This is a genomic window from Streptomyces sp. NPDC059477, assembly GCF_042749375.1.
Taxonomy (GTDB): Bacteria; Actinomycetota; Actinomycetes; order Streptomycetales; family Streptomycetaceae; genus Streptomyces.
The window spans coordinates 1-25,953 of record NZ_JBHYUG010000116.1 but is presented as its reverse complement, the minus strand read 5'-3'; the positions used below and the strand labels follow the sequence as shown (position 1 = coordinate 25,953).

The 25,953-nt window shown below is 71.8% G+C and carries 27 protein-coding genes; 14 read left to right on the top strand and 13 right to left on the bottom strand.

Going from position 1 to position 25,953, the window contains the following annotated elements; translation table 11 throughout:
* Window positions 1–42: 42 nt before the first annotated feature.
* Window positions 43–1,086: an ABC transporter permease gene (locus ACFXAZ_RS35400; protein WP_384599787.1), complete on the bottom strand. Its 1,044-nt coding sequence runs from the start codon at window positions 1,084–1,086 to the stop codon at window positions 43–45.
* Between the two features lie 142 nt (window positions 1,087–1,228).
* Here ACFXAZ_RS35400 and ACFXAZ_RS35395 point away from each other — a divergent pair, with 142 nt between their 5' ends.
* The 8 genes from ACFXAZ_RS35395 to ACFXAZ_RS35360 all read left to right on the top strand — a co-directional run bounded on the left by ACFXAZ_RS35395 (window position 1,229) and on the right by ACFXAZ_RS35360 (window position 8,484).
* A complete protein-coding gene (locus tag ACFXAZ_RS35395) occupies window positions 1,229–1,855 on the top strand; it encodes a TetR/AcrR family transcriptional regulator (RefSeq protein ID WP_384599784.1) in 627 nt (208 codons plus the stop codon).
* Window positions 1,856–2,035: 180 nt separating this feature from the next.
* A complete protein-coding gene (locus tag ACFXAZ_RS35390) occupies window positions 2,036–2,338 on the top strand; it encodes an urease subunit gamma (RefSeq protein WP_384599782.1) in 303 nt (100 codons plus the stop codon).
* Between the two features lie 10 nt (window positions 2,339–2,348).
* Window positions 2,349–2,660 carry an urease subunit beta gene (locus ACFXAZ_RS35385; protein ID WP_384599779.1) on the top strand — a complete coding sequence of 104 codons (312 nt, stop codon included), beginning with the start codon at window positions 2,349–2,351 and terminating at the stop codon, window positions 2,658–2,660.
* Complete coding sequence (locus ACFXAZ_RS35380) at window positions 2,653–4,374, top strand: urease subunit alpha (RefSeq protein ID WP_384599776.1); 1,722 nt, start codon at window positions 2,653–2,655, stop codon at window positions 4,372–4,374. Before ACFXAZ_RS35385 ends, ACFXAZ_RS35380 begins: the two co-directional genes overlap by 8 nt.
* A 72-nt stretch (window positions 4,375–4,446) precedes the next feature.
* Window positions 4,447–5,127 (top strand): urease accessory protein UreF, encoded by a 681-nt coding sequence (locus tag ACFXAZ_RS35375; protein ID WP_384599773.1) that lies wholly within the window; start codon window positions 4,447–4,449, stop codon window positions 5,125–5,127.
* A gap of 194 nt (window positions 5,128–5,321) precedes the next feature.
* Window positions 5,322–5,999: an urease accessory protein UreG gene (ureG, locus tag ACFXAZ_RS35370; protein ID WP_384599770.1), complete on the top strand. Its 678-nt coding sequence runs from the start codon at window positions 5,322–5,324 to the stop codon at window positions 5,997–5,999.
* Complete coding sequence (locus tag ACFXAZ_RS35365) at window positions 5,987–6,739, top strand: urease accessory protein UreD (protein ID WP_384599767.1); 753 nt, start codon at window positions 5,987–5,989, stop codon at window positions 6,737–6,739. Before ureG ends, ACFXAZ_RS35365 begins: the two co-directional genes overlap by 13 nt.
* A 143-nt stretch (window positions 6,740–6,882) precedes the next feature.
* Window positions 6,883–8,484 (top strand): alpha/beta hydrolase, encoded by a 1,602-nt coding sequence (locus ACFXAZ_RS35360; RefSeq protein ID WP_384599790.1) that lies wholly within the window; start codon window positions 6,883–6,885, stop codon window positions 8,482–8,484.
* A gap of 107 nt (window positions 8,485–8,591) precedes the next feature.
* On the opposite strand, the gene ACFXAZ_RS35355 is transcribed toward ACFXAZ_RS35360, so the two are convergent.
* The 5 genes from ACFXAZ_RS35355 to ACFXAZ_RS35335 form a co-directional block, all read right to left on the bottom strand.
* Window positions 8,592–9,623 carry an NAD-dependent epimerase/dehydratase family protein gene (locus ACFXAZ_RS35355; protein WP_384599764.1) on the bottom strand — a complete coding sequence of 344 codons (1,032 nt, stop codon included), beginning with the start codon at window positions 9,621–9,623 and terminating at the stop codon, window positions 8,592–8,594.
* 60 nt (window positions 9,624–9,683) lie between these two features.
* Window positions 9,684–10,445 carry a lysophospholipid acyltransferase family protein gene (locus ACFXAZ_RS35350; RefSeq protein WP_384599761.1) on the bottom strand — a complete coding sequence of 254 codons (762 nt, stop codon included), beginning with the start codon at window positions 10,443–10,445 and terminating at the stop codon, window positions 9,684–9,686.
* Between the two features lie 403 nt (window positions 10,446–10,848).
* A complete protein-coding gene (gene rocD, locus ACFXAZ_RS35345; protein WP_384599758.1) occupies window positions 10,849–12,081 on the bottom strand; it encodes an ornithine--oxo-acid transaminase in 1,233 nt (410 codons plus the stop codon).
* The gene (gene ddaH / locus ACFXAZ_RS35340; RefSeq protein ID WP_384599755.1) at window positions 12,081–12,890 is read right to left on the bottom strand and encodes a dimethylargininase; all 810 of its coding nucleotides are present in this window, start codon (window positions 12,888–12,890) and stop codon (window positions 12,081–12,083) included. The genes rocD and ddaH overlap by 1 nt, the downstream gene beginning before the upstream one ends.
* Before the next feature lie 226 nt (window positions 12,891–13,116).
* On the bottom strand, window positions 13,117–13,611 hold the full coding sequence (locus ACFXAZ_RS35335) for an Lrp/AsnC family transcriptional regulator (protein WP_384599752.1): 495 nt from the start codon (window positions 13,609–13,611) through the stop codon (window positions 13,117–13,119).
* 145 nt (window positions 13,612–13,756) lie between these two features.
* Between ACFXAZ_RS35335 and ACFXAZ_RS35330 the strand changes: the two genes are divergently transcribed.
* Genes ACFXAZ_RS35330 through ACFXAZ_RS35315 form a run of 4 tightly spaced genes read left to right on the top strand, consistent with a single transcriptional unit; the run spans window position 13,757 to window position 17,862 of the window.
* Window positions 13,757–14,518 (top strand): LytR/AlgR family response regulator transcription factor, encoded by a 762-nt coding sequence (locus tag ACFXAZ_RS35330; RefSeq protein WP_384599750.1) that lies wholly within the window; start codon window positions 13,757–13,759, stop codon window positions 14,516–14,518.
* Between the two features lie 2 nt (window positions 14,519–14,520).
* Window positions 14,521–14,913: a hypothetical protein gene (locus ACFXAZ_RS35325; protein ID WP_384599748.1), complete on the top strand. Its 393-nt coding sequence runs from the start codon at window positions 14,521–14,523 to the stop codon at window positions 14,911–14,913.
* 16 nt (window positions 14,914–14,929) lie between these two features.
* Window positions 14,930–16,660 (top strand): cation acetate symporter, encoded by a 1,731-nt coding sequence (locus ACFXAZ_RS35320; RefSeq protein WP_384599745.1) that lies wholly within the window; start codon window positions 14,930–14,932, stop codon window positions 16,658–16,660.
* Entirely contained in the window at window positions 16,657–17,862 is a 1,206-nt protein-coding gene (locus ACFXAZ_RS35315) for a sensor histidine kinase (protein WP_384599743.1), read from the top strand. The genes ACFXAZ_RS35320 and ACFXAZ_RS35315 overlap by 4 nt, the downstream gene beginning before the upstream one ends.
* 22 nt (window positions 17,863–17,884) lie before the next feature.
* On the opposite strand, the gene ACFXAZ_RS35310 is transcribed toward ACFXAZ_RS35315, so the two are convergent.
* The 5 genes from ACFXAZ_RS35310 to ACFXAZ_RS35290 all read right to left on the bottom strand — a co-directional run bounded on the left by ACFXAZ_RS35310 (window position 17,885) and on the right by ACFXAZ_RS35290 (window position 22,612).
* Complete coding sequence (locus tag ACFXAZ_RS35310) at window positions 17,885–18,052, bottom strand: hypothetical protein (protein WP_384599740.1); 168 nt, start codon at window positions 18,050–18,052, stop codon at window positions 17,885–17,887.
* A gap of 179 nt (window positions 18,053–18,231) precedes the next feature.
* Window positions 18,232–19,182 (bottom strand): cytochrome c oxidase assembly protein, encoded by a 951-nt coding sequence (locus ACFXAZ_RS35305; protein ID WP_384599738.1) that lies wholly within the window; start codon window positions 19,180–19,182, stop codon window positions 18,232–18,234.
* 157 nt (window positions 19,183–19,339) lie between these two features.
* A complete protein-coding gene (locus ACFXAZ_RS35300; RefSeq protein WP_384599735.1) occupies window positions 19,340–20,365 on the bottom strand; it encodes a 6-phosphofructokinase in 1,026 nt (341 codons plus the stop codon).
* Window positions 20,366–20,549: 184 nt separating this feature from the next.
* Complete coding sequence (locus ACFXAZ_RS35295) at window positions 20,550–21,281, bottom strand: type 1 glutamine amidotransferase (protein WP_384599732.1); 732 nt, start codon at window positions 21,279–21,281, stop codon at window positions 20,550–20,552.
* 92 nt (window positions 21,282–21,373) lie between these two features.
* Complete coding sequence (locus ACFXAZ_RS35290) at window positions 21,374–22,612, bottom strand: MurT ligase domain-containing protein (protein WP_384599729.1); 1,239 nt, start codon at window positions 22,610–22,612, stop codon at window positions 21,374–21,376.
* A gap of 147 nt (window positions 22,613–22,759) precedes the next feature.
* Here ACFXAZ_RS35290 and def point away from each other — a divergent pair, with 147 nt between their 5' ends.
* A complete protein-coding gene (gene def, locus ACFXAZ_RS35285) occupies window positions 22,760–23,296 on the top strand; it encodes a peptide deformylase (RefSeq protein WP_384599726.1) in 537 nt (178 codons plus the stop codon).
* A gap of 157 nt (window positions 23,297–23,453) precedes the next feature.
* Here the strand turns inward: def and ACFXAZ_RS35280 are convergent, their stop codons facing one another.
* A complete protein-coding gene (locus ACFXAZ_RS35280; RefSeq protein WP_384599724.1) occupies window positions 23,454–24,095 on the bottom strand; it encodes a TetR family transcriptional regulator in 642 nt (213 codons plus the stop codon).
* A gap of 168 nt (window positions 24,096–24,263) precedes the next feature.
* On the opposite strand from ACFXAZ_RS35280, the gene ACFXAZ_RS35275 reads away from it, so the two are divergent.
* On the top strand, window positions 24,264–25,481 hold the full coding sequence (locus ACFXAZ_RS35275; RefSeq protein WP_384599721.1) for an acyl-CoA dehydrogenase family protein: 1,218 nt from the start codon (window positions 24,264–24,266) through the stop codon (window positions 25,479–25,481).
* Between the two features lie 15 nt (window positions 25,482–25,496).
* Here the strand turns inward: ACFXAZ_RS35275 and ACFXAZ_RS35270 are convergent.
* Window positions 25,497–25,953 (bottom strand): cupin domain-containing protein (locus ACFXAZ_RS35270; RefSeq protein WP_384599718.1); only part of this gene is annotated, 457 nt, incomplete at its 5' end.

The following is a 25,953-nucleotide window of genomic DNA, read 5'->3' as shown; positions in this document are numbered from 1 at the left end:
GGCCAGGAGCCGCGCCCTTTCCGTATGCGAGTGACAGTGTGTTCAGCCGACCAGCGCCGGTTCCCGTTCCGCCACCGGTGCCGCGTCCGGCCTGCGGGCCTTCAGTGCCGCGCCGGCCACCACCGCGCCGAGCCCCAGCACCGCCCACGCGGTCAGGGTGAGGGCCGGGACCAGCGCGCCCGCCCCGTCGAAGTACGACACCGAGCGCAGCAGCGAGGTCCCCGCGCCCGGCGGCAGCCACTGGCCGAGGGCGCCCGCGGGCTCCGGCAGCAGCTGCGGGGCCGACCCGGCGCCGGAGAACGGGTTGCCGAGCAGCATCGTCACCCCGGCGACGATCCCGACCCCGGCCCGTCCGATCAGCGCGGACAGTCCGGCCACCGCGCCGCTCACCGCCAGGACGGACAGGCCGAGCACCCCGGCCTCCGCCCACCAGTCGCCGGTGAGCACCTCCAGCCAACTGTGCCCGATGGCCGTCGCCACGACGCCGACCAGCGCCGCCGAACCGAGCAGCGCGGCCACCGCACGCACCCCGGTCAGCCCGAGCGCGCCCACCAGCGCGCCGGCCGCCATGCCCGCCAGGGCCATCGGCAGCACGCTGGAGGTGAGCGCCGCCCCGCGCGGGTCGTTGGCGGGCGCGGGCACCACATCGACGGTTCTGAGCTGCGTACCGTCGGCCGCCGCCTGCTCGGTCATCGCCTGCTGGAGCAGCTGGGCGACGGCCGGGCCGCCCGCCGACGCGATGAGCAGCTCGGGGCCCTCGGGCGTCACCACGAGCGCGCCGTAGACCGTACGGTCCTCGACCGCCTGCCGGGCGGCGGCCCCGTCGGCGTAGCGATGGATCTCGAAGGCGCCCTCCTGGGCGGCGAGCCGCTCCTCGATCTGGGCCGTCGCCGTGGCCGGACCGGCCACGCCCAGCGGCAGATCGCGCGGCGCGGTGCGGGCGGCGGGCCAGGTGAAGGCCCACAGGGTGAGCGCGGTGATCACCGGGACGAGCAGGATGACCGCGAGCAGCTTTCGGTGGTGCTGCGGCGGGCGGGTGGCGAGCGGCCCCGGAGTGCCCAGGGTGTCTGGACGGGTGGTGGGCATGCGGATACCTCTATTGCCTCTCGGTCGGGCGCCGGACGGTGCTTCCCGCGCCAAAAAGAAGGATCGTTCGTTTTAGATGCCACCACCGTGCGTGACCGTCGCGGAGCTTGTCAAGAAGGAATGTTCGTTTTACGTTGGTGATATGGCCCGCGTATCCCAGGAACACCTCGACGCCCGTCGCCGGCAGATCCTCGACGGTGCCGCGCGCTGTTTCGCGCGGGGCGGCTTCCACGGCACGTCCATGCAGGACGTGCTGAAGGAGGCGGACCTGTCCGCGGGCGCCGTCTATCGCTACTTCAGCGGCAAGGACGAGCTGATCGCCGCGATCGTCGAGGAGGTCATCGAGCACGCGCTCGCCGTGTACGAGGGCGCGGCCGAGGAGAATCCGCCGCCGGCGCCCGACGTGCTGATCCCGCGGATCGTGACCCGTATGCAGAAGCTGCGGCCCGAGACCCTGGACGGCGAGTGGATCTTCCCCCGGCTGATGCTCCAGGTATGGACCGAGACACTGCGCGACGACAGGCTGGCGGCGACGCTCGGAGACGGGGTCGCCCGTATCCGGGGCGCCTGGGCCATGATCGGCGAGAGCTACAAGGCGGCCGGGATGCTGCCCGAGGACGCCGACACACAGGCCATGGCCCGCATCATCCTCGCCCTTGTGCAGGGCATCGCCGCCCAGTTCGCCATGTTCGGCGAGGTGTCGGAGGAGGCGCTGGGCGCCGGAATGCGGGCGTTGATGAGCGTCCGCCGCGACGGCGTTCCCGGTTGACCTGCCGGGCGTCGCCCAGGTGTTCGGCGGTGTGCGACACGCTCCCGTAACCGGATCGTATGACGGTTAACGTCCCGGAAACTCTCCGCAATTAGCCTCCCACCACGCCACCCGGCACCTTTCCGGTGGCCACGGCCGCCGGGCCGCGTCATGGCCCGGAGCGAGGATGCGAGGTGGGACGTGCAACTGACACCGCACGAGCAGGAGAGGCTGCTGATCCATGTCGCGGCCGACGTGGCGGACAAGCGCCGGGCCCGCGGGCTGCGACTGAACCACCCGGAGGCCGTCGCCCTCCTCACCTCCCACATCCTCGAAGGCGCCCGGGACGGCCGTACCGTCGCCGAACTCATGGCGTCCGGGCGGCAGGTGCTCACCCGCGACGACGTGATGGAGGGCGTGCCCGAGATGATCCACGACGTGCAGGTCGAGGCCACCTTCCCGGACGGCACCAAGCTCGTCACCGTCCATGACCCGATCGTCTGAGAGGGCCGCGATGATCCCCGGAGAGATCCTCTTCGCCGAGCCGCCGATCGTCTGCAACGAGGGCCGCGAGGTCACCCGGCTCACCGTGCGCAACGCCGCCGACCGGCCCGTCCAGGTCGGCTCCCACTACCACTTCGCCGAGGCCAACCCCGGTCTGGAGTTCGACCGGGCCGCCGCCCGCGGCAAGCGGCTGGATGTCCCGGCGGGCACGGCCGTACGGTTCGAGCCCGGCATCCCCGTCGAGGTGGCCCTCGTCCCGCTGGCCGGCGCCCGGATCGTGCCGGGGCTGCGCGGGGAGACCGGGGGTGCCCTCGATGGCTGAGATCTCCCGCGCCAAGTACGCCGATCTGTTCGGCCCCACCACCGGCGACCGGATCCGGCTCGCCGACACCGATCTGCTGATCGAGATCGAGGAGGACCGGGCCGGCGGCCCCGGACGGGCCGGTGACGAGGCCGTGTTCGGCGGCGGCAAGGTCATCCGCGAGTCCATGGGCCAGTCCCGCGCCACCCGCGCGGACGGCACCCCGGACACGGTGATCACCGGAGCCGTGATCATCGACCACTGGGGAATCGTCAAAGCGGACATCGGCATCCGGGACGGCCGGATCACCGGCATCGGCAAGGCGGGCAACCCCGACACCATGGACGGGGTCCACCCGGACCTGGTGATCGGGCCCGAGACCGAGATCATCGCGGGCAACGGGCGGATCCTCACCGCCGGGGGCATCGACGCGCACGTCCACTTCATCTGCCCGCAGATCGCCGACGAGGCGCTCTCCGCCGGGCTCACCACCCTCATCGGCGGCGGCACCGGACCGGCGGAGGGCTCGAAGGCGACCACGGTCACCCCCGGGCCCTGGCATCTGGCCCGGATGCTGGAGGCGATGGAGGCCCACCCGCTCAACATCGGACTGCTCGGCAAGGGCAACACCGTCTCGCACGAGGCGATGCTGTCCCAGATCAGGGGCGGTGCGCTGGGCCTGAAGCTGCACGAGGACTGGGGTTCCACCCCGGCCGTCATCGACGCCTCGCTGACCGTCGCCGACCGCACCGGCATCCAGGTCGCCATCCATACCGACACCCTGAACGAGGCCGGGTTCGTGCAGGACACCCTGGCCGCGATCGGCGGGCGCGGGATCCACGCCTACCACACCGAGGGCGCGGGCGGCGGGCACGCGCCCGACATCATGACCGTGGTCTCCGAGCCGCATGTGCTGCCCAGTTCGACGAATCCGACCCGGCCCTTCACCGTCAACACCGCCGAGGAACACCTCGACATGCTGATGGTCTGCCACCACCTCAACCCGGCCGTCCCCGAGGACCTCGCCTTCGCCGAGTCCCGGATCCGGCCCTCCACCATCGGCGCGGAGGACATCCTCCACGACCTCGGCGCCATCTCGATCATCTCCTCCGACGCCCAGGCCATGGGCCGGGTCGGCGAAGTGATCCTGCGGACCTGGCAGACCGCCCATGTGATGAAACGGCGGCGCGGTTCCCTGCCGGGCGACGGCCGGGCCGACAATCACCGGGTCCGTCGCTATGTCGCCAAATACACCATCAATCCCGCGCTCGCCCAGGGCGTCGCCCGGGAGATCGGCTCGGTCGAGACCGGCAAACTCGCCGACCTCGTCCTCTGGGACCCGGCGTTCTTCGGCGTCAAACCCCAACTCGTGATCAAGGGCGGGCAGATCGCGTACGCGCAGATGGGCGACGCCAATGCCTCCATCCCCACCCCGCAGCCGATCCTGCCCCGGCCGATGTACGGGGCGATCGGGCGGGCGCCCGCCGCGAACTCCGTCAACTTCGTCGCCCCGCTCGCCGTCGAGGACGGGCTCCCGGAGCGGCTGGGGCTCGGGAAACGGTTCGCCGTCATCGACTCGACGCGTGCCGTCACCAAGGCGGACATGCGGGAGAACGACGCCCGGCCCGACGTACGGGTCGATCCGGACAGCTTCGCCGTCCACATCGACGGGGAGCTGGTGGAGGCGGCGCCGGCGGTGGAGCTGCCGATGGCCCAGCGGTACTTCCTCTTCTGATCCCGAGTTCTGATCCCGAGCCTCCGCCGCTGATCCCTGACCCTGATCCCGACCCTTCTTGGGGGGCCTGCGATGACTTTGGCAACGCTGTTGCTGTTGGCCGACGGGCGGTTTCCCGCCGGGGGGCACGCGCACTCCGGCGGGGCCGAGGCGGCCGTGCGGGACGGGCGGGTGACCGACGCGCGCGGTCTGGAGGAGTTCTGCCGGGGGCGGCTGCACACGGCGGGGCTCCTCGCGGCCTCGGTCGCGGCGGCTGCGGCGCTGGGGGCCGATCCGGTGGAGCTGGACGGCGCGGTCGACGCGCGGACGCCGTCGCCCGCGCTGCGGGTCGCCTCGCGGCGGCTGGGGCGGCAGTTGCTGCGGGCCGCGCGGGGCACCTGGCCGGTGGGGGCGGTGGAGTTCGGGGTGCTCGGGCGGGAGTTCCCCAAGGGGGCGCATCAGGCGGTCGTGCTGGGGGTGGTGGCTCGGGCGGTGGGGGTGAGTGCGGGGGATGTGGCGCACTGCGCGGCGTACGAGTGTGTCAGCGGGGCCGCGTCGGCGACCGTGCGGTTGCTGAGTCTCGATCCGTTCGAGGCCAGTGGGGTGTTGGCCCGGGTGGCGGGGGACGTGGGTCTGGTCGCGGATCGGGCGGTGGAGGTCGCGCGGGGTGTGGTGGGGGAGGGGGTGGGGGTGCTGCCTGCCGGGTCGGCGCCGCTGTTGGAGATCGGGGCGGAGGTGCATGCGGGGGCGGTGGGGCGGCTGTTCGCTTCCTGAGGGATGTCGCCCCCGCCGCCCCTACCCGTCCCATCCCCAGGGGCCGCCGCCCCTTCGACCCCGCCCAGGGGGCTGCGCCCCCGGACCCCCCATCGGCCCCGAAAGGGCCTCGTCCTCAATCGCCGGACGGGCTGAGATTGCGGGCCCGTCCCTCCCGTGCCGAGACACCATCGTCCGTTCGAAAGGAGAACTCCATGCATCTTGACCACTCCCACTTCCACACCCCCGCCCTGAGCGCCGACGCCCGTCGCCCCGATGGGACGCGGCGGGCGCTGCGGATCGGGCTCGGTGGGCCCGTGGGGTCCGGGAAGACGGCCACCGTGGCCGCGCTGTGCCGGGTGTTGCGGGGAGAGCTGTCGTTGGCTGTGGTCACCAATGACATCTATACGCGTGAGGACGCCGAGTTTCTGTTGCGGGAGGCCGTGTTGCCGCCGGAGCGGATCACCGCCGTGGAGACGGGGGCCTGTCCGCACACGGCGATCCGGGACGACATCTCCGCCAATCTGGAGGCGGTGGAGGACCTGGAGGAGGAGGTGGGACCGTTGGATCTGATTCTGGTGGAGTCCGGCGGGGACAATCTGACCGCCACCTTCTCCAAGGGGCTCGTGGACGCCCAGGTGTTCGTCATCGACGTGGCCGGCGGGGACGACATCCCGCGCAAGGGCGGACCGGGGGTGACGACCGCCGATCTGCTGGTGGTCAACAAGACCGATCTCGCGCCGTACGTCGGGTCCGATCTCGGGCGGATGGCCGCCGACGCCAAGGCACAGCGGGCCGAACTGCCGGTGGTCTTCCAGTCGCTGCGCGGCGAGAGCGGGGTGCGGGAGGTCGCCGCCTGGGTGCGGGAGCGGGTCGACGCGTGGCGGGCGTGAACGCCTCCGCCCGCATCCTCGCCCGGTGCGACGGACGGGGCGGGACCTCCCTGCCGGTGCTGGCGGGCGAGGGACCGCTGGCGCTGCGGCGGACGCGGGGGAGCGGGGACACCGCGCAGGTCACGCTGGTCGGGGCGATGAGCGGACCCCTCGGGGGCGACCACTTCCGGATCCGGGCCGAGGTCGCCGACGGGGCCCGGCTGCGGGTCGGCTCCGCCGCCGCGACCATCGCCCTGCCGGGGCAGCACAAGGAGCCCGCCCGGTACGACGTACAGCTCAGCGTCGGTGCGGGCGGCGCCCTGCACTGGCTGCCCGAGCAGCTGATCAGCGCGGGCGGCAGCGAGCTGTCCGTGCACACCTGTACCGAGGTCGGGGCGTCGGGGCGGCTGGTGCTGCGGGAGGAACAGGTCCTCGGGCGGGCCGGGGAGCAACCCGGACGGCTCCGCAGCCGTCTCACCGTACGGGTCGCCGGCCGCTGCGTGCTCGACCAGGAACTGGACTGCGGGCCGGGCGCGCCCCCCGGATGGGACGGTCCGGCCGGGCTCGCCGGACACCGGGCCGTGGGGCAACTGGTCGTCGTACGGCCGGAGTTCGCCGAGCGGCCGGTGGCGGCGCGGGTGCTCACGGCGGGAGCGGCGCTGTTTCCGCTGGCCGGACCCGCCGCGCTGGTCACGGTCGTCGCGCCGGACGCACTGCGGCTGCGCGCGGTGCTGGACGAGGCCCTCGCCGAACTGGCCTGACCGCCGCGCTGTTCCGCTGGGCGGACTCGCCGCTCCGGTTATCGGATTGGCAAAGAAGCGCCCCTCAGTCTGTCCTCAGGCGGTTCACAGCCGAAAGGATCCCCGTACGTTCGTATCGATGTACGGGGAGGTCCCACTTGAGGGTGAAGAGAGTGGACAGGCGGACCGGCGCGCTCGGTTCCGCCGGGGTGCTGATCGTCGCCACACTGCTGGCCGGAGCCGTGACCGCCCCGACGGCCGGCGCGCAGCCGCGGGCCGGACAGAGCCTCGGCAAGGACCGCGAGGCGATCGGCACCGCGATAGCCGCCGGCCGCGCCGCGAGGTCCGGGATCCAGTGGAAGGACTGCCCCGCGGACTGGGGGCTGGAGAAGCCCATCCAGTGCGGCTGGGTCTCGGTGCCGCTCGACTACACCAAGCCGTACGGCAAGCAGATCGAGATAGCCGTCGACCGGATCGGCAACACCGGCACGAAGGACGAGCGCCAGGGCGCCCTCCTCTACAACCCCGGCGGTCCCGGCGCCTCCGGTCTGCGCTTCCCGCGCCGCGTCACCACCGCCAACCCGATCTGGGCCAGGACCGCCACGGCGTACGACTTCGTGGGCTTCGACCCGCGCGGCGTCGGCAAGTCGGCGCCGATCTCCTGCGTCGACCCGCAGGAGTTCGTCAAGGCGCCCGCGCCGGACCCGGTGCCCGACTCCGAGGCCGACAAGCGCGCCCAGCGCAAGGTGGCCCAGGAGTACGCCGACGGCTGCTACGAGCGCAGCGCCGCCATGCTGCCCCACATGACCACCCCGAACACCGCCCGCGACCTGGACGTCATCCGGGCCGCGCTCGGCGAGAAGCAGCTCAACTTCCTCGGCGTCTCCTACGGCACCTACCTCGGCGCGGTCTACGGCACCCTCTTCCCGGGCCATGTCCGCCGCATGGTCGTCGACAGTGTCGTCAACCCGTCCCGCTCGAAGATCTGGTACCAGGCCAACCTGGACCAGGACATCGCCTTCGAGACCCGCTGGCAGGACTGGCAGGACTGGGTCGCCAGGAACGACGCCACCTTCCACCTCGGGGACACCCGCGCCGAGGTCCAGGCCGAGTGGGTCGCACTGCGCGCCACCGCCAAGAAGGACCCGATCGGCGGGGTCGTCGGCCCGGCCGAGCTGACCTACTTCTTCCAGAGCGCCCCGTACTACGACTCCTCGTGGGCGCCGGTCGCCACGGTGTTCAGCAAGTACGTCGCCGGTGACACCCAGGCCCTGGTGGACGCCGCCGCCCCGGACATGTCCGACCTCGCGGGCAACGCCGCCACGGAGAACGGCAACGCCGTCTACACGGCCGTCGAGTGCGCCGACGCCAAGTGGCCCACCGACTGGCGGACCTGGGACCGTGACAACACCCGGCTGCACCGCGACTACCCGTTCCTGACCTGGTCCAACGCCTGGATGAACCTGCCCTGTGCCACCTGGCCGGTCCAGCAGAACACCCCGGTCGACGTGCGGACCGGCAAGGGCCTGCCGCCCGTCCTGATCGTGCAGGCAGAGCGCGACGCCGCCACCCCGTACGAGGGTGCCGTCGAACTGCACAAGCGGTTCAAGGGCTCCCGGCTGATCACCGAGAAGAACGCCGGCTCGCACGGTGTCACCGGTCTGGTCAACGCGTGTGTCAACGACCGGGTGGACACCTATCTGCTGACCGGGAAGCTGGACAGCAAGGACGTGACCTGCGCCCCGCACGCCGTGCCCAGGCCGTAGCGCTCCGCTGGGGCCGCCGGTGAGCGCCGTGGGTGCGATGCCGGTGGTTCTCCGCGGGATCGTCGTGGCTGGTCGCGCAGTTCCCCGCGCCCCTTGCGGGGCGCGTGTCACTGGGCGGCCAGCCAGGCGGTTTCCGCCTCGTAGTCGAAGAGGTCGCCGTAGCCCGCGTACATCTTCGGGTACGCGTCCCTCCAGTCCTGGCCCGCCAGGTGCCGTTCGATCCAGGTGATCGTCTCGGGGAGGGAGGCGGCGTAGTCGATCACCGGGCGGTAGTCCAGTTCCCGGGCCGCCGCCGACATGTCACAGACCACCGGGTTCGGCACCGACCAAGGCGTGTCGCCCACGCCCGGCTCGGGCGGCGGGCCGTCCACCAGCACCGTTTCCGGGGCCGCCTCCATCGCCTCGTCGATCGCCGCCGCGATCTCGCTCACCGTCGGAGCCTCGGCGTCGCAGGCGTTGAGGGCCCGGGAGCCCGGACGGGCGGCGGCGAGCCGGATCAGTTCCGCGAGGTTGTGCACGCTCACCGGGTGGAAACGGCTCGTACCGCCGTACGCGATCACGCGGCGCCGCCGTCCGTCCAGGTTCCGCTTGACGAAGTACAGCTCGCGCGGGGTGCGGCAGTGCGGGCCATGGACCGCACCGGCCCGCAGCAGAGTGGCGGGCAGCCGGTCCCCGGCGTCGAGCAGCTCTCGCTCCAGGGCCGCCTTCCCGGTGCTGTACGTCTTCTCGCCGGGGCCCACCGTGCGCTGGGTCTCCGGCAGCGGTACCGGGTACACCGGGAAACCGCCGGGCTCCTCCTGGGTGTCGAAGCCGCGCCCCTGGTCGTCCTCGTACACGGCCACGCTGGACAGCACCACGGCCGATCCCACCCGCCCGGCGAGCCCGGTCAGCTGGCGGGCGTGCCGCGCGCCGTACGCCACCACGTCCACGACGACATCGCAGCCGTCGCCGATCACCCCGGCCAGCGCCGAGTCGTCCTCACGGTCCAGGCGGACCGCCCGGACGTCCCCGGGCCAGTGCTCGTCCCGGCCGCCACCGCGCGAGGCGGCCGTCACCTGCCAGCCGTCCCGCGCGAGCGCGGCCACCGCGGGCCGCCCGATCTGGCCCGTCGCTCCGATCACCACTGCGTGTCGTGTCATGGAAGGGACCCTAGACGGACGGCTCGCACCGGCCCATGACCTTCTGCCCAGGGCAGATGGTCAGCTCAGCGGGGCGCGAGGGAAACGGCGGCCCTTCCCGGCGGCCTCCGGAGTCTTCTCCGCGACTGCCGTCTTCTCCGCGGCGGAGATCTCCTCCGCCTTGGCGACCGCCGCGTACCGGTCCACGTACTCCTGACCGGACAGCGTCAGGATCGCGTACATGATCTCGTCGGTGATCGCGCGAAGGATCGCCTTCTCGTGTTCCATCCCGGCGTAGCGGGAGAAGTCGAGGGGCTCGCCGAAGCGGATGGTCACCGGGTGGACGTTCGGGACGATCTTGCCGGGCGGCTGGGCCTCGAAGGTGCCGATCATCGCGCAGGGCACCACGGGCACCTGTGCCCTCAGGGCCATCACCGCCACCCCGACCTTGCCCTTGTACAGGCGGCCGTCGTGCGAGCGGGTGCCCTCGGGATAGATGCCGAGCAGCTCGCCCTTGCGCAGTACGCCGAGGCCCTCGCGGATCGCGGCCTGGCCCGCGTCCTTGCCGGAGCGGTCCACCGGGATCTGGCCCGCGCTGCGGAAGAAGGCGGCGACGAGCCGGCCGCGGATACCGGGGCCGGTGAAGTACTCGGCCTTGGCGAGAAAGGTGATCCGGCGCTTGAGGACCGCGGGCATCAGGAAATGGTCGGAGAAGGAGAGATGGTTCCCGGCGACGATCGCCGCGCCGGTCGCCGGCACATGCGCGAGACCCTCGATGCGCGGCCGGAAGACCAGGCGCAGCAACGGGCCCAGCACCACGTACTTGAGCAGGTAGTAGAACACCGCGGCTCCTCGTGTTCCCCCGGGGAGCGATCAGTGTAGGCGCGGGTACGACCTGCGGGAACCGCGCTCGCGGGGAGCGGCACGGGATGCGTACGAATGGGCGGAAACGGCGGCCGGGGTCCCTCGGGAACGCGGCCACCGCGTGGGGCGTACTCGGGCCGGGGTAACGCGTGGGGCGTACTCGGGCTGGGGTAACGCGTGGGGCGTACTCGGGCTGGGGTAACGCGTGGGGCGTACTCGGGCCGGGGTAACGCGTGGGTCTTACTCGGGCCGGGGTAACGCGTGGGGCGTACCCGGGCTGGGCTACCGCGTGGGTCGTACTCGGACCGGTAACGCGTGGGTCGTACTCGGACCGGGGTAGCGCGTGGGGCGTACCCGGGCTCCTGCCCGGGTCGTACCCGCGCTACCGCCCCAGCGCCTTCTCCAGCCCCCCCAGCGCCGACCGCAGCTCGTCGTCCGTGATCGTCAGTGGGGGTGCCAGCCGGATGGTCGAGCCGTGGGTGTCCTTGACCAGGACGCCCTCGGCCATCAGGCGTTCGCTGATCTCACGGCCGGTGCCGATCGCGGGGTCGATGTCGACGCCCGCCCACAGGCCCCGCGAGCGGAAGCCGACCACGCCCCGGCCGACCAGCTCGGTCAGCCCGTCGCGCAGGACGCCTCCCGCCTCGGCCGCCCGGCGCTGGAACTCGCCGGTCTCCAGGAGGCCGACCACCGCCGTGCCGACCGCCGCGGCCAGCGGATTGCCGCCGAACGTCGATCCGTGCTCGCCCGGCCCCAGCACCCCGAGCACGTCCCGGGCGCCCGCCACCGCCGACACCGGCACGATCCCGCCGCCGAGCGCCTTGCCCAGCAGCACCAGATCCGGGACCACGCCCTCGTGCTCGACGGCGAGGGTGCGCCCCGTCCGGCCGAGCCCCGACTGGATCTCGTCGGCGATGAACAGGCATCCGGCCCGCCGGGTCAGCTCCCGGACGCCGGTGAGGTAGCCGTCGTCGGGGATGACGACCCCTGCCTCGCCCTGGATCGGCTCGATCAGCACCGCCGCCGTCGTCGCGTCGACCGCCGCCTCCAGGGCGGGCAGATCGTTGTAGGGGACGACCTTGAAGCCCGGGGTGAACGGGCCGAAGCCGCTGCGGGCGGTCTCGTCCGTGGAGAAGCTGACGATCGTCGTCGTACGGCCGTGGAAGTTGTCGGACGCGACCACGATCGTCGCCTGATCGGCGGGTACGCCCTTGACCTCGTAGGCCCACTTGCGGGCCACCTTGATGCCGCTCTCCACCGCCTCGGCCCCGGTGTTCATCGGCAGGATCATGTCCTGGCCGACCAGGGCGGTGAGGCGCTCGGCGAACTCGGCGAGACGGTCGTTGTGGAAGGCGCGCGAGGTCAGGGTCAGCCGGTCCAGCTGGCGGTGCGCGGCCTCGGTCAGCACCGGGTGGCGGTGGCCGAAGTTCAGCGCCGAGTAGCCGGCCAGCAGATCCAGATAGCGGTGGCCCTCGACGTCCTCGACCCAGGCGCCCTCGGCCGCGGCGACCACCACGGGCAGCGGGTGGTAGTTGTGCGCGAGCACCGGCTCCTCGGCGTGGATCAGCTCGGCGGTGGTGCGGGGGGCGCGTTCGGTACCGGCGGTCGCGGTCATCAGCGGATCTCCTGGGTGCAGCACTTGATGCCACCGCCGGCCTTGTGCAGCTCGGAGAGGTCGACGGGGACGGGGACATAGCCGTGGGCGTCCAGCCGGGCGGCCAGCGCCTCGGCCCGCGGGGCGATGAAGACATGGCGGCCGTCGGACACCGAGTTCAGCCCGAACGACATCGCGTCGTCGCGGGTCGCGAGCACCGCGTCCGGGTACAGCCGTGCCAGCACCTCCCGGCTGCCGGGCGAGAAGGCCTCCGGGTAGTACGCGATGTTGTCGTCGTCCAGCACGAACAGGGCCGTGTCGAGGTGGTAGAAGTGCGGGTCCACCAGCGTCAGGCTGATCACCGGGTGGCCGAAGAACTCCTGCACCTCGCGGTGCGCCTCACGGGTGGTACGGAATCCGGTGCCCGCCAGGACATAACGGCCGGTCCAGACGAGGTCGCCCTCGCCCTCGCAGACCGACTCCGGACGCTGGACGGCATAGCCCGCCGCCTTGAACCAGGTGTCGTAGTGGACCGACTCCGGGCGGCGCTCGGGCGCGTGGAAGAGGGAGCCGAAGACCCGGCCGTCCACGACGACCGCCGAGTTCGCGGCGAAGACCATGTCCGGGAGACCGGGCACCGGCTCCAGGGCGTCGACGCTGTGGCCATGGGCCCGGTAGGCGGCGAGCAGCGACCGCCACTGCTCCTGCGCGAGATCGACGTCGACCCTGACGTCGGGCTGCATCCAGGGATTGATCGCGTACTGCACGGCGAAATGTCTGGGTTCGCAGACGAGGTAGCGTCGTCGGCGCGGCACACGGGTGTCGGACACAGAGGGGTTCCTCCGCTTCCTGCGCTGTTCACTATGGGTGACACCACGGTAGAAAGAGGTGGATACGGGGGACAAGCAGCGAAGACTGCGTGTCCGCGCAGGAATACTGCGTGTTGATCACCTCTCACGCAGCAATGCTGCGCCGTTCACCCGCTCGGCCTGCCTTTCGGAGGTGCCTCAGGTCTGGCTCAGGTGTTTCCTCAGGTGTGCTCCTCAAGCGCTCTCCTCAAGCGCGCTCCTCCGGTGCCGCCTGGGTCGCCCCGGCCTCCGGCGCCTCCGGGATCAGATGCGACAGCACCATCACACTGATCGTCTTCCGGATGAACGGCTCCACCCGGATCCGCTCCAGCACCTCCTCGAAGTGCTCCACGTCCCGCGCCCGCACATGCAGCAGCGCGTCCGCGCCCCCGGTCACCGTCATCGCCGCGGTGATCTCCGGATGGTTGCGCACCACCTCCGCCAGCCGCCGCGGCGGCGCCGCCCCCTCGCAGTACACCTCGACATACGCCTCGGTACGCCAGCCCAGCGCCGACGGCTGCACGGTCGCCGTGAACCCGGTGATCACCCCGGTCTCCCGCAACCGGTCCACCCGCCGTTTCACCGCCGTCGAGGACAGCCCGATCGCCGCCCCTATTTCGGCGAAGCTGGTCCTGGCATTGGCCATCAGCGCGGTGATGATCTTCCGGTCGAGTTCGTCGAAGGACGCCGGCCTGCTGTTCATGCGGGCACTGTAACCAGCGCGTACGGGCATCGGTGACCGGCGCGTACCGGCATTCGTAGCCCGTGTGAAGACCCGTGCCACCCGGGCGAGACGGCCGTGCCCGGCACATGGGCAGCCGTACGGATACCTCCTAGACTCCACCTTCATGCTGCGCGCCCTGGCTGTCGACGACGAACGCCCCTCCCTGGAAGAGCTGGTGTACCTGCTCAACGCGGACCCGCGGATCGGCAGTGCCGAGGGCGCCGGGGACGCCACCGAGGCGCTGCGCCGCATGAACCGCGCCCTCCAGTCCGGGCCCCACGGCCCCGAGGCCATCGACGTCGTCTTCCTGGACATCAACATGCCGGGCCTGGACGGACTCGACCTCGCCCGGCTGCTCACCGGCTTCGCCCGGCCGCCGCTGATCGTCTTCGTCACCGCGCACGACGATTTCGCCGTCCAGGCGTTCGACCTCAAGGCCGTCGACTACGTCCTCAAACCCGTCCGCCGGGAACGCCTCGCCGAGGCCGTGCGCCGCGCCGCCGAACTGCGCGGCCCCCAGCACCAGGCCACCCCGCGCATACCCGTGCACGAACCCGACCCCGACCAGATCCCCGTCGAACTCGGCGGCGTCACCCGCTTCGTCGCCGTCGACGACATCACCCATGTCGAGGCGCAGGGCGACTACGCCCGGCTGCACACCGCCAAGGGCAGCCATCTGGTCCGTATCCCGGTCTCCACCCTGGAGGACCGCTGGCGCTCGCGAGGTTTCGTCCGCATCCACCGCCGCCATCTCGTCGCCCTGCGCCACATCGGCGAACTCCGCCTGGACGCGGGCACGGTCAGCGTCGTCGTCGGCACCGAGGAACTCCAGGTCAGCCGCCGCCACGCGCGCGAACTGCGCGACCTGCTGATGAGGAGGCCCTGACGATGCCCCCGGAGCCCACCGAACGCCGGGTCGTCGTCACCGGCCCGCCCCGGGGCGCCGTACCCCACGCCCGGCTCCGCGCACGCGGGCGCCACCCCCGGCCCACCGGCGCCTACCGCCCCCGCACCGAGATCGACGAACAGACCACCCTCGGCCACACCTACGTCCGCTCCCTGATGCGCAGCCAGCTGCGCGCCGCCCTCGCCGTGCTCGCCGTCCTCGTCCTGCTCGTCGCACCCCTGCCGCTGGTCTTCGCGGTCACCCCGGACGCCCGCCTGGAATGGGCCGTCCTCGGCTTCGGTGTGTACGTCCCGCTGATCCTGCTGGCCCGCTGGTACGTGCGCCGCGCCGAGCGCAACGAACGGGACTTCGTCCGGCTGGTCGAGGACGCTTGAGGCCCGGGGCACCCGAGTGAACTCCGGCTACACCGTCACCGCCGTCGCCCTCGTCGTGGTCGCGACCGTCCTCGTGGGCGCCTTCGGCCTGCGCATATCCCGGACCACCTCCGACTTCTACGTCGCCTCCCGCACCGTCGGCCCCCGGCTCAACGCCGCCGCCATCAGCGGCGAGTACCTCTCCGCCGCGTCCTTCCTCGGCATCGCCGGACTGGTCCTGGTCCAGGGCCCGGACATGCTCTGGTACCCGGTCGGCTACACCGCCGGATACCTGGTCCTGCTGCTCTTCGTCGCCGCCCCGCTGCGCCGCTCCGGCGCCTACACGCTGCCCGACTTCGCCGAGGCCCGCCTCGCCTCCCAGGCGGTACGGCGGCTCGCCGGGGCCTTCGTCGTCGGCGTCGGCTGGCTGTATCTGCTGCCCCAGCTCCAGAGCGCGGGCCTGACCCTGACCGTGCTCACCGGCGCTCCCGAGCTGCTCGGCGGGATCATCGTCGCCGTCGTCGTCACCGCGACCGTCGCCGCGGGCGGCATGCGCAGCATCACCTTCGTCCAGGCGTTCCAGTACTGGCTCAAGCTCACCGCCCTGCTCGTCCCCGCCCTGTTCCTGGTGCTGGCCTGGCAGGGCGACGGGACGCCCCGGCACGCCTTCGACGAGCCCGCCGCCTTCCGCGAACAGCGCGCGGTCACCGTCGACGCCACCCTCGATCTGCGCCTGGAGCGCCCCCTGACGGTGACCGTCGACGGCACGGTCGACGGCCGCCGCCACCGGGGCACCGAACTGCGGCTGCCCGCCGGCACCCACCGCGTCGAACGCGGCACCCGCCTCACCTTCACCCCCGGCGACCCCGTCCCCACCGCCCACCGCGACACCGGCGGCGGCCTGTCCACGTCGTTCACCGACGGCCGCGAGGAACGCCCGCTGTACGCCACGTACGGACTGATCCTCGCCACCTTCCTCGGCACCATGGGCCTGCCGCATGTCGTCGTCCGCTTCTACACCAGCCCGCACGGCGTCGCCGCCCGCCGCACCACCGTCGCCGTCCTCGCCCTGATCGGCGGCTTCTATCTGCTGCCACCCCTGTACGGCGCCCTGGGCCGCCTCTACGCCCCCGAACTCGCCCTGACCGGCGACGCGGACGCCGCCGTACTGCTGCTGCCGGAGCGGATGATCGGCGGGGCCGGCGGGGACCTGCTGGGCGCGCTGGTCGCCGGGGGCGCCTTCGCCGCGTTCCTGTCCACCGCCTCCGGCCTCACCATGGCGGTCGCCGGAGTCCTCACCCAGGACGTCCTCCCGGCCCGCGGCGTACGGCACTTCCGGCTCGGCACCGTCCTCGCCATGGCCCCGCCGCTCGCCGCGAGCGTCCTGGTCGGCGGGCTGCCCGTCGCCGACGCCGTCGGGCTCGCCTTCGCCGTCTCGGCGTCCTCCTTCTGCCCGCTGCTGGTCCTCGGCATCTGGTGGCGCCGCCTGACCCCGCCCGGCGCGGCGGCCGGGATGCTGGTCGGCGGCGGCTGCGCGTTCCTCGCGGTCGCCGCCACCATGGCCGGGCTGCCCGGCACCGGCTGGCTGCACACCCTGCTCGCCTGGCCCGCGGTGTGGTCCGTCCCCCTCGGCTTCCTCACCATGATCCTGGTCTCGCTGGCCACCCCCGGCCGCGTCCCCGCCGGGACGGCCGCGATCCTGGCCCGCTTCCATCTCCCCGAGGATCTGAACCAGGGTCCCGCCCCGGTACGTGAGGTGAAGGTGTGAGCGGATTCATCGCCGGGCTCTGCGTCGCCGTACTGCCCCTGCTCGCCGCCGGGTTCTGGCTCGGCCGGCGCACCGCGCGCCCCGACAGCCTCGCCGGGCTCGGCACCCCCGTCGAGCACGCCACCTTCCAGACCCTGCACACCGCGTCCCTCGCCGCGCCCCCGCTGCGCGCCGGGCTCACCGAGGAGACCGCCCGCAGATCGGCCCGCCGGCTGCGCTCGCTGCTCGGCACCGACGCCCTCTGCCTCACCGACACCGCCCGGGTCCTCGTCTGGGACGGCTCCGGCGGCCATCACCGCGCCGAGATCATGGAACGCCTCGCCGGACCCCTGGACACCGGCCGCGGCGAAGCCTTCCCGCTCACCTGCGACACCCCCGACTGCCCGCTGCGCTGGGCGGTCCTCGCCCCGCTCACCGTCGACGACCGGGTGCACGGCGCGCTGGTGGCCTGCGCGCCCCGCGAGTCCGCCGTCCTGGTCCGCGCGGCCGGCGAGGTCGCCCGCTGGGTCTCCGTCCAGCTCGAACTCGCCGACCTCGACCGGTCCCGCACCCGGCTGATCGAGGCCGAGATCAAGGCCCTGCGCGCCCAGATCTCCCCGCACTTCGTCTTCAACTCGCTCGCGGTGATCGCCTCGTTCGTCCGCACCGACCCCGAGCACGCCCGCGAGCTGCTCCTGGAGTTCGCCGACTTCACCCGCTACTCGTTCCGCAAGCACGGCGAGTTCACCACCCTCGCCGACGAACTGCACGCCATCGACCAGTACCTCTCCCTGGTCCGCGCCCGGTTCGGCGAGCGTCTCGCCGTCACCCTCCAGATCGCCCCCGAGGTACTGCCCGTCGCCCTGCCGTTCCTCTGTCTCCAGCCGCTGGTGGAGAACGCCGTCAAGCACGGCCTCGAAGGCCGCACCGCCACCTGCCGGATCAGCATCACGGCCCGGGACGCGGGCGCCGAGGCCCTCGTCGTCATCGAGGACGACGGCGCGGGCATGGACCCCGACGCGCTGCGCCGCATCCTCGCCGGTGAGGTCAGCCCCTCCGGCGGCATCGGCCTGTCCAATGTCGACGACCGGCTGCGCCAGGTCTACGGCGACGACCACGGCCTGGTCATCGAGACCGCCGTGGGCGCGGGCATGAAGATCACCGCCCGGCTGCCCAAGTACCAGCCGGGCGTGCACTCGGCACGCGGCCTGCCCGGCGGCTGAGACGCCCCTGCCGCCACGCGGCTCAGCCCTTGGTGGCGATCATTCCCACGGTGATCAGCACCAGCACCACCCAGCCGAACCACAGCCAGCCGTTGGAACCGAGCGTCACCGTGTAGGCCGTCACCGCGACGAGACCGCCGACGGTGAGCACCCCCATGGTCTTCGTGGAACCGTCCGTGGAACCGGGCATCGGCCACCCTCCTCATGGTTCGGTCCCCTCCATGGTGCCCCGGTTCCGCCCCCGCACGGCGCACACGACCGAAATGAGTACCCGCGACCCCGCTCGGTCACCGCCCCGCGACACCGGCCCGCGACCCCGCCCCGGGAGGCACACCCCCCTCACCCATCCGGGTGAATTCGAGCACCTGTTCAGCGACTACGGGCGTTCAGCGAGGCCAAATAGGCGTTGTACGCCTCAAGCTCCTTGTCCCCGTCCCGGTCGGCGGCCCGGTCCTCGCGCTTGGCCTGCCGCTGATCGGAGGCGTACCACTGGAAGATCAGCGCGATCAGCACCAGCACCGACGGAATCTCACTGAACGCCCAGGCGATCCCCCCGGCCGCGTTCTGATCGGACAGCGCCTCGATCCCGAGCGACGCGGGCGGATTCTCGTACGTCTTCACCATCGGGGTCGACGCCATCATCAGCGCGATCCCGAAGAACGCGTGGAACGGCATGCCCGCGAACAGTTCCAGCATCCGCATCAGATAGCCCGGCCGGTGCGGGCCCGGGTCCACGCCCATGATCGGCCAGAAGAAGATCAGGCCGACGGCGAGGAAGTGGACCATCATCACGATGTGACCGGGCTTGGACTCCATCAGGAAGTCGAACAGCGGCGTGAAGTACAGGCCGTAGAGGGAGGCGATGAACAGCGGGATCGTGAAGACCGGGTGAGTGATGATCTTGATGTACCGGCTGTGCAGCAGCGCCATCAGCAGCTCACGCGGCCCCTTGCGGCCCCGCGCGGCGGGCGGCAGCGCGCGCAGCGCGAGGGTGATCGGGGCGCCGAGCAGGATCAGGATCGGCGACAGCATGCTGATCACCATGTGCTGCACCATGTGCACGCTGAACATGACCATGCCGTAGTCGTTCAGCCCGGTGCACGTCACCAGCATGATGCTGAGCACCCCGGCCGCGAAGGCCACGGTCCGCCCCACCGGCCACTTGTCCCCGCGCCGGGTCAGCCGCACGGCCCCCCACGCGTAGAGCGCGAGCCCCACCAGACAGGCGACGAGAAAGAACGGATCGGCCGACCACTCAAGCCCCCGCCCCAGCGTGAACGGCGCCAGCTCCATCTCCATGCCGTGCCCGCTGTGATCCATCCGCCCGGCTCCTGTTTCGTGGGGGTTGCAAACAAAACATCCGCCCACAGACTAGAACCGCGCCGGGCACCCTTCGCACGGGGGGTGACTACCTGCCCCTCAGGGGCGCGGGGAACTGCGCGACCAGCCACAACGCACCCGCACCCGGCAACGAAACCTAAAGCACACACTCCGCTTCCGCGTACCGCGCAAACGGCACAGTCTTCAGCGTCTCCACGGCCTCGCCCAGAGGAACCATCACGATCTCCGTCCCCTTCAGCGCCGTCATCTTCCCGAACTCCCCCCGATGCGCCGCCTCCACCGCGTGCCACCCGAACCGTGTCGCCAGGACGCGGTCGTACGCCGTGGGGGTCCCTCCGCGCTGCACATGCCCGAGAATGACCGGCCGCGCTTCCTTCCCCAGCCGCTCCTCCAGCTCGATGGCCAGCTGCCGGGCGATCCCGGCGAACCGCTCGTGCCCGTACACGTCCTTGGCGCCCTCGTCGAACGCCATCGTGCCGGGCCGCGGCTTGGCCCCCTCCGCGGCGACGACGATCGCGAACCGCTTGCCCGCCGAGAACCGCGCGCCGACCTTCGCGGCCAGCTCCTCGATGTCGAAGGGACGCTCCGGTACGACGACCGCGTGCGCGCCGGCCGCCATGCCGGAGTGCAGCGCGATCCATCCGGTGTGCCGGCCCATGACCTCCACGATCAGCACCCGCTGGTGCGACTCGGCGGTGGTCTTCAGCCGGTCCAGCGCCTCGGTGGCGACGGTCACCGCCGTGTCGAAACCGAAGGTCACATCGGTCACGGCGATGTCGTTGTCGATGGTCTTCGGCACGCCCACGATGGGCAGCCCGCCGTCGGACAGCAGCCGGGCCGCCTTGAGCGTGCCCTCACCGCCGATCGGGATGATCGCGTCGAGGCCGAGTTCCGCGACATGTCCCTTGGCGCGCTCCACGCCGTCCCGCAGCTGCTCGGGGCGGACCCGGGAGGAGCCGAGGATCGTGCCGCCGCGGGCCAGGATGCCGGCCACCGCGTCCAGGTCGAGCTTGAGATAGTCACACTCCAGGAGGCCCTTCCAGCCGTCCCGGAACCCGATGACCTCGTCGCCGTGGTCGACGACCGCACGGTGCACGACGGACCGGATGACGGCGTTCAGGCCGGGGCAGTCGCCGCCGGACGTGAGGACACCAATGCGCATAGCCCGAATACCTTCTCGACGTGGCCGGGTCCGGACCGCGCTGTCCGGCTCGATCCCCGCCACCCTAGCGGCACCGGGGGGCACGGCCCCACCATGCGTCCGACAGCTGGACGGCCCCGCTCACCTGTGCGGACACCCCGTCAGACGGGCCGGTGGCCAGGGGCTGGATCCGCGGTGAACGGCGTCACGCGCTCTGCTGCTGCGCGGAGGCGATCCGCTCGTTGCGCAGCGCCTCGTACCAGCGGTCGTCGGTGGGCGGCAGCGCGTTCACATCGAGTGCCAGCTTCAGCAGCAGATCGGCGATCAGCGGATTGCGGGCCAGCACCGGGCCGTGCATGTACGTCCCGAAGACGGTGTCGTTGAACGCGCCCTCGGTGCCGTCGCCCGTGCCGTTGCCGTTGCCGAACCGGACCCGGGCCAGCGGGCGGGCGGTGGGGCCGAGGTGGGTGACGCCCTGGTGGTTCTCGAAGCCGGTCAGCGGCGGCAGCCCGAGCCTGCTGTCGATGTCCCCGAGCACATCGCCGACGCAGCGCTCGCCCTCGCCGCGCGTGGAGACCACGTCGAGCAGGCCGAGCCCCGGCTCGCGCTGGCCCAGGTCGTTGATGAACTCGTGCCCGAGGATCTGGTAGCCCGCGCACACCGAGAACACGATGGCGCCGTTGGCCACCGCCCGGTACAGCCCGCCGTCCCGGCGCAGCCGCTCGGCCGCCAGCCGCTGCGGACGGTCCTCGCCGCCGCCGATCAGATAGATGTCCCCGGAGGTCGGGATCGGCTGGTCGCTGCGCACGTCCAGCCGGGCCACGTCCAGACCGCGCTGACGCGCCCGGCGCTCCACCACGAGCACATTGCCCTGGTCGCCGTACGTGCTGAGCAGGTCCGGGTAGACCCACACGATCCGCAGGCCGTTGTCGCTCATGAAGTGATCGTCCCTTGTGCTGGGTCGGGTGCTCGGTGTAGCTCGGTGGTGCTAGGTGATGCTGGGCAGTGCTGAGTGGTGCTGGGCGATGCTCAGTTGCCGACGCGGCGGCGCAGGTCCTGGAAAGCGGTGTAGTTCGCGATGACCTCGATCCGGCCGGGCGGGGCCAGCTGCACGGCCTGGTCGACGTTCTCGCAGACCTGGAACTGCTGGTTCGCCACTTCGAGGCGGACCGCGAGGTCGAGCTTGCGGTCGCCGACCACGAAGATCGGGTGGCCGGACAGCCGGGTGTAGTCGACGTCCCACAGCCAGGAGGTGTCCGTGCCGTCCGCGCCGCGCGCGTTCACCGAAAGGATCACCGGGGTGGGCGGCGGGTCGATCAGCGAGAACGTCTCCAGCCAGCCGGCCGGGTTCTTCGCCAGCAGCAGCCGCAGCTCACGGTTCATGAAACCGACCACGTCATAGCGGCCGGCCACCGCCTGCACCTGGTACATCCGCTCCAGCGCCACCTGCGGCGGCACCCCGAACACGGCCGCGACGGCGGCGGAGGTCGCCGCGTTGGCCTTGTTGGCGCGGCCCGGCAGCTGGAGGTGGATCGGCCATGCCTGGCCGTGCGGGTCGAGCACATGGTCACCGGAGAGCGCCCAGGTCGGCGCCGGGCGGCGGAAACCGCACTGGGCGCAGAACCAGTCGTCGCCGGGGCGCTGCATCACCCCGCCGCAGGACGGGCAGGACCAGGCGTCGTCCTTCCACATCTGGCCCGCGGCGACCCAGATCACGTTCGGCGACGACGAGGCCGCCCACACCACCAGCGGGTCATCGGCGTTGGCCACGACCACGGCCTTCGACCCGGCGAGCCCCTCCCGCCAGTGCTCCGCGAGCATCCGGGTCTCGGCGGCCCGGTCCAGCTGGTCGCGCGAGAGGTTCAGCAGCGCGATGCACTTGGGGGCGGTGTCCCGGGCGACCCCGGCGAGATACTTCTCGTCGACCTCGATGACCCCGAACTTCGCGTCGGAGCCGCCGGCCAGCGCCGAGGTGATCCCGGCGGGCATGTTCGCGCCGAGCGCGTTGGAGACGACCGGACCGGCCGCGCGCAGGGCCTCGGCGATCAGCCGGGTCGTGGTCGTCTTGCCGTTGGTCGCCGAGACCAGCGTCACGTCCAGGTTCTGGGCGAGCCGGGCGAGGAGATCGGGGTCGAGTTTGAGGGCCACCTTGCCGCCGATCACCGATCCGCTGCCGCGCCCCGCGGCGCGCGACGCCGCCGCGACCGCCTTGCCCGCGGTCACGGCGAGCTTGGCCCGCGGCGTGAGCGGGTCCGAGTTCCCTGCCATCAGTTCCCGATCCTCCTTGCGTACGCGCCGCGCCGAACGCCTTACGGCAACGGTGTGGACTCAGCCTATCGAGCAACACCCACCTGCCCGAATCGCGGCCTGCGCCTGCGCGGCGGGCGTGAACCGAACGAACCGTACCCTTCGATCATGCGACACGGTTCGATTCCGGGTGCCCACGGGCGCGTCCGGCCCCTCACCCTGCTCGGTGACCCGATCCTTCACACACCCTGCACGGAAGTCACCGATTTCGGCCCCGAACTCGCCCGCTTGGTGGAGGACTTGTTCGCCACGATGTACGCCGCCCGGGGGGTCGGTCTGGCCGCGAATCAGGTGGGCCGATCGCTCCGGGTTTTCGTCTACGACTGCCCCGACGACGATGACGTACGTCACCTCGGTCATGTCGTCAATCCCCGCCTCGTGTCGACGGACGGGGTGGTGCTACGGGGTCCCGAGGGCTGTCTGTCCCTGCCGGGGCTGGAGGCGGGGACCGAACGTCACGACGAGGCGGTGGTCGAGGGGTTCACGGCGACGGGGGAGGCGGTGCGGGTGTCCGGGACCGGGTTCTTCGCGCGGTGCCTTCAGCACGAGTGCGATCATCTTGAGGGGCGGGTGTACGTCGATCACCTCACCGGGTGGCGCAGGCGCCGTCTGTTGCGGCGGGCCGCGCGGGCGCCTTGGGCGTGACCCTGTTCGTCGGCGGCTGCGGGTGGTCCGTGGCTGGTCGCGCAGTTCCCCGCGCCCCCAAAAAGACAAAGACAGGGGGTCGCGGCAACCCCGTGTTCTCAGGGGCGCGGGGAACCGCGCGAACGAGCCCCGCTCACCCGCACACGACACACAACCGTCAGAACCCAGGCCCCCCCACCCGATTGCCGGCGGCAGCCAACCGGCCCCACAGCAGGTCCGCGAGGGACGTCACCAACTCGGGCCGGGGACAGGGCCGTTCCCCCAGCCACCAGTCCCCGGCGGCGTGCATCATCCCGACGATCCCGTGCCCCCACACCCGCGCCAGTTCATGGCTGTGCGGACCGAGGTCCACCCGCTCCTCGATGACCTGCGCCAGCTCCTCGCCCATCCGCCGGAGCAGGGGCGCGGAGTGCTTGCCGACGTCGAAACCCTGGTCGCCCGGGGAGCCCTCGGACGGATGCATCAGGAAGCGGTACACCTGGGGCCGCGCCTCGATCGCCGCGAGGTAGGTGTCCAGCGTCGCCTCGACCCGTTCCCGGCGCTCCGCGGGCGCGTCCAGCGCGGCCCGCAGCGAGGCCAGCAGCGCGTCCGTGTGCCGCTTGGCCAGAGCGGCGTACAGGCCGCCCTTGTCACCGAAGTGGCGGTAGAGAATCGGCTTGGTGATGCCCGCCTCGGCGGCGATCGCGTTCATCGAGGCATGCGGACCATCGCGCAGCACCACCCGGTCGGCGGCCTCCAGCAGCTCGCGCCGCCGGCGCTCGGCGGACCGCTGCTGCTCGGTCCGCTGCGTGGTGTCCATGTGCTCTCCCCACCCGTGCTGATTCGGTGACGCCAGCGCAAACTAACACTGATGACGTCCCATGGATCGAACGGGCTGCCGAGTCACGCTCGCGAGTTGACTTTTCCTACCCACTGGTAACAGACTGCGGTTACCGCAAGTAACAAGCAGGGGTGCGCTGGAGGGGACATGGCCGAGTTCACCATGGAGCTGAGCGAGGAACAGAAGGAGGTCCGGGACTGGTTGCACGGCTTCGCCGCCGACGTCATCCGTCCCGCCGCCGCCGAATGGGACGAGCGCGAGGAAACTCCCTGGCCGGTCATCCAGGAGGCCGCCAAGGTCGGTATCTACTCCCTGGACTTCTACGCCCGGCAGTACTTCGACCCGACCGGCCTCGGCATCCCCATGGCCATGGAGGAACTGTTCTGGGGAGACGCCGGCATCGCCCTGTCCATCGTCGGCACCGGCCTCGCCGCGGTCGGCGTCCTCGCCAACGGCACCGAGGAACAGATCGGCACCTGGATCCCCCAGATGTACGGCGACGCCAGCGATGTCAAGGTCGCCGCGTTCTGCTCCTCCGAGCCCGACGCCGGGTCCGACGTCGCCGCCCTGCGCACCCGTGCCGTGTACGACGAGGCCAGGGACGAGTGGGTGATCAACGGCACCAAGACCTGGGCCACCAACGGCGGTATCGCGGGCGTCCATGTGGTCGTGGCGACGGTGGACCCGGAGCTGGGGTCCAAGGGGCACGCGTCCTTCGTCGTCCCGCCGGGTACGCCGGGGCTGTCCCAGGGGCAGAAGTTCAAGAAGCACGGCATCCGCGCCTCGCACACCGCCGAGGTCGTCCTCGACCACGTACGGGTGCCCGGGTCGTGTCTGCTCGGTGGCAAGGAGAAGCTGGACGAGCGGCTCGCCCGCGCGCGGGCCGCCGGCGGCGAGCGGGTGCGGAACGCGGCGATGGCCACGTTCGAGGCGTCCCGGCCCGCCGTCGGCGCGATGGCCGTCGGCACCGCCCGTGCCGCGTACGAGGTCGCGCTCGACTACGCCATGACCCGCGAGCAGTTCGGGCGGCCCATCATCGACAACCAGGGGGTCGCCTTCCAGCTCGCCGACATGCGCACCTCCATCGACGCGGCACGGCTGCTGGTGTGGCGGGCCTCCTGGATGGCGGTCAACGGGCGGCCCTTCACGGCCGCCGAGGGGTCGATGTCGAAGCTGTTCGCCAGCGAGACGGCGAAGACGGTCACGGCGCAGGCGATCCAGATTCTGGGCGGGAACGGGTACACGCGGGAGTATCCCGTGGAGCGGATGCACCGGGATGCGGCGATCTACACCATTTTCGAGGGGACCAGTGAGATCCAGCGACTGGTGATCGCCAGGGCGGTATCGGGGACGTCCATCCGCTAGTTCGCGTGAGCGCGGTCACCGGTGTTTCAAAGGGGTCAGTTGCTCGATGTCGTATCTCGTCCTCAATGCCTCGATCGCCTCGTGATCCGGTGGGCCGCCGCCGCTCAGGATCTCCAGGAGTTCCTCGAAGTAGCGCTCGTGGTCGGGGGGTGGGGACGCCTGGAAGAACATCTTCGCCGGGGTGTCCGTCGGGTTGGCGAAGGCGTGCGGGCAGCCAGGGGGTACGACGATCACCGTGCCCGGCGTCGCGCGTACCACCCGGTTGCCCCGGGTCGACTCCCAGCGCTGCCAGTGGTCGGGGGTGCGGATCCGGGGCTCGAAGGCGAGGACGTCCAGTTCACCCTCCAGGACGTAGAACAGCTCCTCGCTGCGGGTGTGGAGGGGGGGGGGGGGGGCGCGCCGGGGCGGGCGCGCCCCCTCGGGGGGGGGTGCGGGGCGGGAGTGCGAGCCGGTGAGGGTGGGGGTGAGAGGG